This is a genomic window from Mycobacterium sp. E1715 (assembly GCF_001667625.1).
Lineage (GTDB): Bacteria > Actinomycetota > Actinomycetes > Mycobacteriales > Mycobacteriaceae > Mycobacterium.
This window is the reverse complement of the sequence record NZ_LZJJ01000433.1, coordinates 1-6,935: the sequence shown is the minus strand read 5'-3', so window position 1 is coordinate 6,935 and position 6,935 is coordinate 1. Positions and strand designations below refer to the sequence as shown.

General features: G+C 70.7%; 7 protein-coding genes. 2 read left to right on the top strand and 5 right to left on the bottom strand.

The window, feature by feature from the left end:
* The 5 genes from A9X03_RS21070 to A9X03_RS21050 all read right to left on the bottom strand — a co-directional run.
* The coding region (locus tag A9X03_RS21070) for a DUF222 domain-containing protein (RefSeq protein ID WP_156746622.1) at window positions 1–493 on the bottom strand (493 nt) is incomplete at its 3' end.
* Window positions 494–514: 21 nt separating this feature from the next.
* Window positions 515–1,384 carry a TauD/TfdA family dioxygenase gene (locus A9X03_RS21065; RefSeq protein WP_067748962.1) on the bottom strand — a complete coding sequence of 290 codons (870 nt, stop codon included), beginning with the start codon at window positions 1,382–1,384 and terminating at the stop codon, window positions 515–517.
* An 82-nt stretch (window positions 1,385–1,466) separates the two neighbouring features.
* Window positions 1,467–2,315, bottom strand: coding sequence for a pseudouridine synthase (locus A9X03_RS21060; protein ID WP_082970830.1), 849 nt, complete (start codon window positions 2,313–2,315; stop codon window positions 1,467–1,469).
* A complete protein-coding gene (locus tag A9X03_RS21055) occupies window positions 2,312–4,054 on the bottom strand; it encodes a glycerol-3-phosphate dehydrogenase/oxidase (protein ID WP_369807382.1) in 1,743 nt (580 codons plus the stop codon). The genes A9X03_RS21060 and A9X03_RS21055 overlap by 4 nt, the downstream gene beginning before the upstream one ends.
* A gap of 65 nt (window positions 4,055–4,119) precedes the next feature.
* On the bottom strand, window positions 4,120–5,535 hold the full coding sequence (locus A9X03_RS21050; RefSeq protein WP_067887426.1) for an NAD(P)H-quinone dehydrogenase: 1,416 nt from the start codon (window positions 5,533–5,535) through the stop codon (window positions 4,120–4,122).
* Between the two features lie 205 nt (window positions 5,536–5,740).
* On the opposite strand from A9X03_RS21050, the gene A9X03_RS21045 reads away from it, so the two are divergent.
* Window positions 5,741–6,220 (top strand): gamma-glutamylcyclotransferase, encoded by a 480-nt coding sequence (locus A9X03_RS21045; protein WP_067757370.1) that lies wholly within the window; start codon window positions 5,741–5,743, stop codon window positions 6,218–6,220.
* A gap of 89 nt (window positions 6,221–6,309) precedes the next feature.
* The coding region (locus A9X03_RS21040) for an alpha/beta hydrolase fold domain-containing protein (RefSeq protein WP_067757374.1) at window positions 6,310–6,935 on the top strand (626 nt) is incomplete at its 3' end.

Genomic DNA, 6,935 nt, shown 5'->3' with positions numbered 1-6,935 from the left:
CCAACCGGCCCTGGCTCATCGAGGGCCAGCGCGCCACGTTCGCCGCCAGCTGCGCGTCCACGGCCGCCAACACCTCAGTGTCGGTGATCAGATCGGTGCGATACACCAGCGTCCGGAAGATTCCGAAGTCGATATCCCCGGCCATGAAAACCTCACCCACCTTCGGCAGCCGCTCGCGCAGCGCGCGGGCATACCGCACCCGGCTGGCCGCCAACCCCTGGCTGATCCGCAACTCCGCGGCCACCTCCGCGGCCACCGCCGCCTCGGTATCCACCGCCCACTGCTCACATTCGGCGCACCGGGAGAGCCGGTAAGCAAACAACTCCCCGATCACCGCCAACTGCCCCGCCGCCGCCCGATTCTCCGCCCGCGCCATGCCCGCGACGCGCTCCAGCAACGCCGCGGACTCCGGCGTCACCGACGGATAGCGCCGCTCGAAGTGCTCATCCAACGCGGCGATCGACTCCGCCGACGGCACCCTCGAATCGAACATACATTCGAGTATGCCACCCGGCTACGACAACCGCATGGCCTCCAGCCCGTCGGCGGCTGTCGCGGAAATCGTGGTCCGCACCATGAAGCGCGGCTCCCGCGCCGGCCATGGCCGCCCGCGATGCATGATCGCGCGGTTGTCCCACATCACCACGTCGCCCTCGCGCCACGCGTGCGCGTAGCGAGCCTCCTGGGCGGTCGCCGCTTCGGTCAGCCCGGCGATCAGCTCCCGCCCCGCCTCCGGCGCCATGCCCTCGATCGCGTACGCGTGCGAGGCCAGATACAGCGCCTTGCGGCCGTTGACCGGGTTCCGCCAGACCAGACGCCAGCATTGCGGCGGCAGCGCCGCGCGCTCGGCCGGGCCGGCCAGTTCGGGCGCGATCTTGCCGCGCGAATAGGCGTACTCGTGCCAGGCGAAGCAATCTTCCAGCCGGCGTCGCAACGCCGGATCGAGCCGCTCGAAGGCGAGCCGGGTGGAGACGTACTCGGTCTCACCCCCATGGCCCGGAATGACGCGCGACGACAACACCGAGGCGAGCGCGGGCACGCGCTTGAACGAGCTGTCGGTGTGCCAGAGCTGGTTGGCCTTGTTCTCCAGGGCAAGGCGGTGGCCTTCTGGCACGACGCTGCCCGTCTCGTCGAGGGTCTTGAGGATCACGAGGTTGGTGCCGTGCCCCTCCGAACCGACCTTGGTGACCTCCAGCGGGCCGAAGCGGCGGGAGAAGGCGAGCTGCGCTTCGTCGCTGACGTCCTGATCGCGGAACACCAGGACCGAATGCTCTTCGAACGCCGCCCGTATCGCCGCGTATGCGACTTGCGATGCCGCGACGTCGTGAATGCTGGCTCCCCGCACTTCCGCCGCGAAGCCCGGGCCCGACGGTACGATTTCCACCGGCGCCCTCCGATGCGTTCGAAGTTTCAGTACGACTGTCCACCCGGAATGCGCGCCCGGCAAGCGATCAGACCGAGCGAAATTACGGTCCCGGTCGCCGGCTGACGAACGCGCGCCGCGCGCCCGTCACCGGATCGTCGAACTCGATGCGCTGCGCCAGCAACCGCAGCGGCGTGCTGAAGTCGTCGGCCGGCACGTCGATGATGTTGGGATACAACGGATCCCCGTCGATCGGCACCCCCAGCGAGTTCATGTGCACGCGCAGTTGGTGGGTGCGCCCGGTGCATGGGGTCAGCCGGTAGAGGCCGTCCGGGGAGACGAGTTCCACCAGTGTCTCGGCGTTGGGCGGCCCGGGTTCGCAGGTAGCCTGTAATACCCTGCGGCGCTTGATGATTCGGCTCCGGACCACGCGCGGCAACACCAAAGACGGGTCGACGGCGGCGCGCGCCAGGTAGGTCTTGCGCACCAACCCCCGGGAGAACAGCGTCTGGTATGCGCCGCGCACCTCGCGGCGGGCGGTGAACACCAGCACCCCCGCCGTCAGCCGGTCGAGGCGGTGGGCCGGGCTCAGCTCCGGCAGGCCCAGGTCCCGGCGCAGCCGCACCAGCGCCGTCTGCGCCACGTGCCGCCCGCGCGGCATGGTGGACAGGAAGTGCGGCTTGTCGACGACCACGATGTCCGCGTCGCGATGCAGCACCGGGATCTCAAAGGGGACGGGCACCTCGTCGGGCAGTTCGCGGTACAGAAACACGTACGACCCGGCGAGCAGGACGGTCGCCTCGTCGATCGGCATTCCGTCGGCGTCGACGACCGGTCCGCTCACGGCCCGCGCACCGAACCGGTCGGTCAGCTCCGCGAACACCGGTCCCCCGCGCAGCCGCACCCGGGCCGGGCCGAGCCCGTCCCGCACGGGTAGGGGCGCCGGCCTCAATTCAGCGGCACCGGCTCGAGGATCTCGGCGCGCGCCTCCGGGGCGCTCGCGCGCAACTCGTCCGCCGACACGTCGTCGGGCTGGGCCTGCGACAGGATCTCGGCCTCCACCCGGGCGCAGTAGTTCGCCACCTCGCGCTCGACGTCCTGCGTCGTCCAGCCGAGCACCGGGGCGACCACGTCGGCGACCTCGCGGGCGCAGTCGACGCCGCGGTGCGAGTACTCGATCGAGATGCGCATACGGCGGGCCAGGATGTCCTCCAGATGCAGCGCCCCCTCGGCGGTGACGGCGTACAGGGCCTCCACCTTGAGGTAGCCCGGCGCCTCCTTGATCGGGCTGAGCAGGTCGGCGTTGTCGGCGGCCAGGCCCAGCACGTCGCCGATCAGCGAGCCGTAGCGGTCCAGCAGGTGCCGCACCCGGTAGGGGTGCAAACCCTGAAGCGCCGCAACGTGTTCCGCCTGGTTCACCAGCGCGAAGTAGCCGTCGGCGCCCAGCAGGCTGACCTTCTCGGTGATGGACGGCGCCACCCGGGCCGGGACGAACTGGGCCGCGGCGTCGATCGCGTCGGCGGCCATCACCCGATACGTGGTGTACTTGCCACCGGCGATGGCCACCAGGCCCGGCGCGGGCACCGCCACGGCGTGCTCGCGGGACAGCTTGGAGGTCTCCTCGCTCTCGCCGGCCAGCAGCGGCCGCAGCCCGGCGTAGACGCCGTCGATGTCGGCATGGCTCAGCGGGATGGCCAGCACGGTGTTGACGGTGTGCAGGATGTAGTCGATGTCGGCCTTGGTGGCCGCGGGGTGGGCCAGGTCCAGGTTCCAGTCGGTGTCGGTGGTGCCGATGATCCAGTGGCTGCCCCACGGGATGACGAACATCACCGATTTCTCGGTGCGCAGGATGATCGCGACGTCGCTGACGATGCGGTCGCGCGGCACCACCACGTGCACGCCCTTGGACGCGCGCACCTGAAACCGCCCGCGCTGCTTGGACAATGCCTGAATCTCGTCGGTCCACACCCCGGTCGCGTTGACGACGACATGGCCGCGGACCTCGGTGACGGCGCCGTCCTCGGAGTCGCGGACCCGCACGCCGGTCACCCGATCCCCCTCGCGCAGCAACGCGACCACCTGGGTCGAGGAGCGCACCACCGCGCCGTAGTGGGCGGCCGTGCGCGCGACGGTCATGGTGTGCCGGGCGTCGTCGACGACGGTGTCGTAGTAACGGATTCCGCCGATCAGCGCGCTGCGTTTGAGGCCCGGGCTCAACCGCAAGGCGCCCGCCCGGGTCAAATGCTTTTGCGCGGGAACGGATTTCGCGCCGCCCATCCGGTCGTAGAGGAAGATGCCCGCGGCGACGTAGGGCCGTTCCCACACGCGGTTGGTCAGCGGGAACAGGAAGGGCATCGGCTTGACCAGATGCGGCGCCAGGGTGGTCAGCGACAGCTCGCGCTCGTAGAGCGCCTCGCGCACCAACCCGAACTCCAGCTGCTCGAGATAGCGCAACCCGCCGTGGAACATCTTCGACGAGCGGCTTGAGGTGCCCGACGCGAAATCGCGCGCCTCGACGAGCGCCACCTTCAAGCCGCGGGTGGCGGCGTCCAACGCGCAGCCGGACCCCACCACGCCGCCGCCGATGACGACGACGTCGAACTGCTCGGTGCCCAGCCGCTCCCAGGCCACCTCGCGGTGCTGCGGTCCCAGCACGGACGCCGGCGAGCCCAACTCGGTGGGCGCGTGCATCGGATCGGTCACGGCAGAGGACTCCTCACCCGGTTACTCGCCAGTAGGACGGTGTCGAAACCAGGCTAGTCCAGATCGTCGTGCGCCATCAGGCGACGAGCGGCCTCGGTGATCGATCCGGACAACGACGGGTAAACGGCCAGCGTCTGGGCCAGCTCGTTGACGGTGATGCGGTTCTGGACGGCCACGGCGATCGGCAGGATCAGCTCGGAGGCGATCGGGGCCACCACCACGCCGCCGATCACCACGCCGGTGGACTTTCGGCAGAACATCTTCACGAAACCCTGTTGCAAGCCGGACATCTTGGCCCGCGCGTTGGTGCGCAGCGGCAGCATGATCGTCCGGGCCGACACCGACCCGTCATCGATCATCGTCTGCGGCACGCCGACGGCCGCGATCTCGGGCCTGGTGAAGACCGTCGCCGCCACCGTGCGCAACCGGATCGGGCTGACGCCCTCGCCCAGCGCGTGGTACATCGCGATCCGGCCCTGCATGGCGGCCACCGACGCCAGCGGCAGCAGGCCGGTGCAGTCGCCCGCGGCGTAGATGCCCGCCACCGAGGTCCGCGACACCCGGTCCACGGTCAGGTAGCCGCCGCGGCCCAGCTCGATGCCGACCCGGTCCAGGCCGAGGCCGCCGGTGTTGGGCACCGAACCGATCGTCATCAGGGCGTGGCTGCCCTCGACGGTGCGCCCGTCGGCCAGGGTGACCAGCACGCCGCCGTCGGTGCGGGTGACCGACTGCGCTCGCGCGTTCTTGACCAGCTCGACACCGCGTTCGGAGAACGCCTCCTCCAGCACCGCCGCGGCGTCGGCGTCCTCATAGGGCAGCACCCGGTCCCGGCTGGCGACCACCGTCACCGGAACACCCAGCTCGGTGTAGGCGTGCACGAACTCGGCGCCGGTGACGCCCGACCCGACCACGACGAGGTGCGAGGGCAGCGCCTCGAGGTTGTAGAGCTGCCGCCAGGTCAGGATCCGCTCGCCGTCGGGCTGGGCCGACGGCAGGACCCGCGGGCTGGCGCCGGTCGCGATCAGCACGACGTCGGCCTCGAACTCCCCGCTGCTGCCGTCGGGGGCGGTCGCCTTGACGCGGTGGCAGGCCAGCCCGGGCGTGGGGTCGATCAGCTCGCCGCGACCGGCCACCACGTGCACGCCCATGCCGAGGAGCTGTTCGGTGATGTCGGCCGACTGCTCGGTGGCGAGTTGCTTGACCCGGGCGTGGATCTGCGGCAGCGAGATCTTGGCGTCGTCGATGTCGATGTCGAACCCCAGCCGCGGTGCCCGGCGCAGCTCGGTCCGCAGCCAGGTCGAGGCGATGAAAGTCTTGGAGGGCACGCAGTCGTCCAGCACGGCCGCGCCGCCGATGCCGTCGGAGTCGATCACGGTGACGTGCGTGGTGTCGGGGTGGGAGGTGGCGGCCACCAGCGCGGCTTCGTAACCGGCCGGGCCGCCACCGAGGATCACGATGCGGGTCGCCACAGCCCCCAACCTAGCGGGGGACCCGGTCACCGTGCAGCGCGGCGACGATGCACGCCGCACGGCGGCGTGAGGAGAAGCCGCGCCATTGAACAGCGCGGCGACGATGCACGCCGCACGGCGGCGTGAGGAGAAGCCGCGCCATTGAACAGCGCGGCGAAACGCTTGGGAGAAGACCGCTCGTGCGGGTGACGTCTAAGATTTCCCCGTGCCGCTCTACGCCGCCTACGGGTCGAACATGGATCCTGAGCAGATGCTCAAGCGGGCACCCCATTCCCCGATGGCCGGAACCGGCTGGCTGCACGGCTGGCGCCTGACGTTCGGCGGCGAGGACATCGGCTGGGAAGGCGCGCTGGCCACGGTGGTCGAAGACCCGACCTCCAAGGTGTTCGTCGTCCTCTACGACATGACCCCGGCCGACGAGAACAACCTCGACCGGTGGGAGGGCTCGGAGTTCGGCGTCCACAAGAAGATCCGCTGCCGGGTGGAACGCATCTCGTCGGACACCAGCACCGACCCCGTGCTGGCCTGGCTGTACGTGCTCGACGCCTGGGAGGGCGGCCTGCCCTCGGCGCGATACCTGGGCGTGATGGCTGACGCCGCCGAAATCGCCGGAGCCCCAAGCGATTACGTGCACAACCTGCGCACCAGACCGGCCCACAACATCGGCCCGGGAACGGGCTCCTAGGGCCCGTGTCGATTCTCTCCAGACCAGTCGTCGCCGACGCACTGGCCCGCACTTTCGCCGCCGTCGTGAACCCGGCCCCCAAGGCCGCCGTGCGATTCCCCGAATTCCGCGGCCGGACCACCGAGGTCACCATCCCCGCCCGGCACGGCCCCGTACCGGCAACCGTCTACCACCCGCCGGCCGGCACGGCGAACCAGGCGGTCTACGTCAACGTGCACGGCGGGGGCTTCGTGGTCGGGCACCCCGAACAGGACGATCCCTGGTGCCGGTACCTGGCCGCCAACGCAGGCGTGGTGGTGATCAATCCCGACTACGTGCTGGCGCCGCGGCACCGCTTCCCGGCGGCGCCACACCAGGTCTACGACGTCGTCCGCTGGGCGGCCGACCCCGGCCGCGATTGGGACGGCGGCCGGCTGTGCGTCGGGGGCCAAAGCGCGGGCGGCAACCTCAGTGCCGCGGCCGCACGGCTGGCGCTGGAGAACGGCGGCCCCCGCATCGCGCTGCAGGTCCTGCACTACGCCCCGCTCGACCTGGTGACGCCCGCCCGCGACAAGCCGTCCAGCCTGGGCGGCCGCGCCGTCCTGAAGCCGTGGATGGGTGAGGTCTTCGACACCGCCTACGTGCCCGAAGCCGCGCAGCGGCGCGACCGCCTGGCCTCCCCCGCGTGGGGCGACAACGCCGACGGGATCGCCGGTATCGCGCCCGCGCTGGTCGT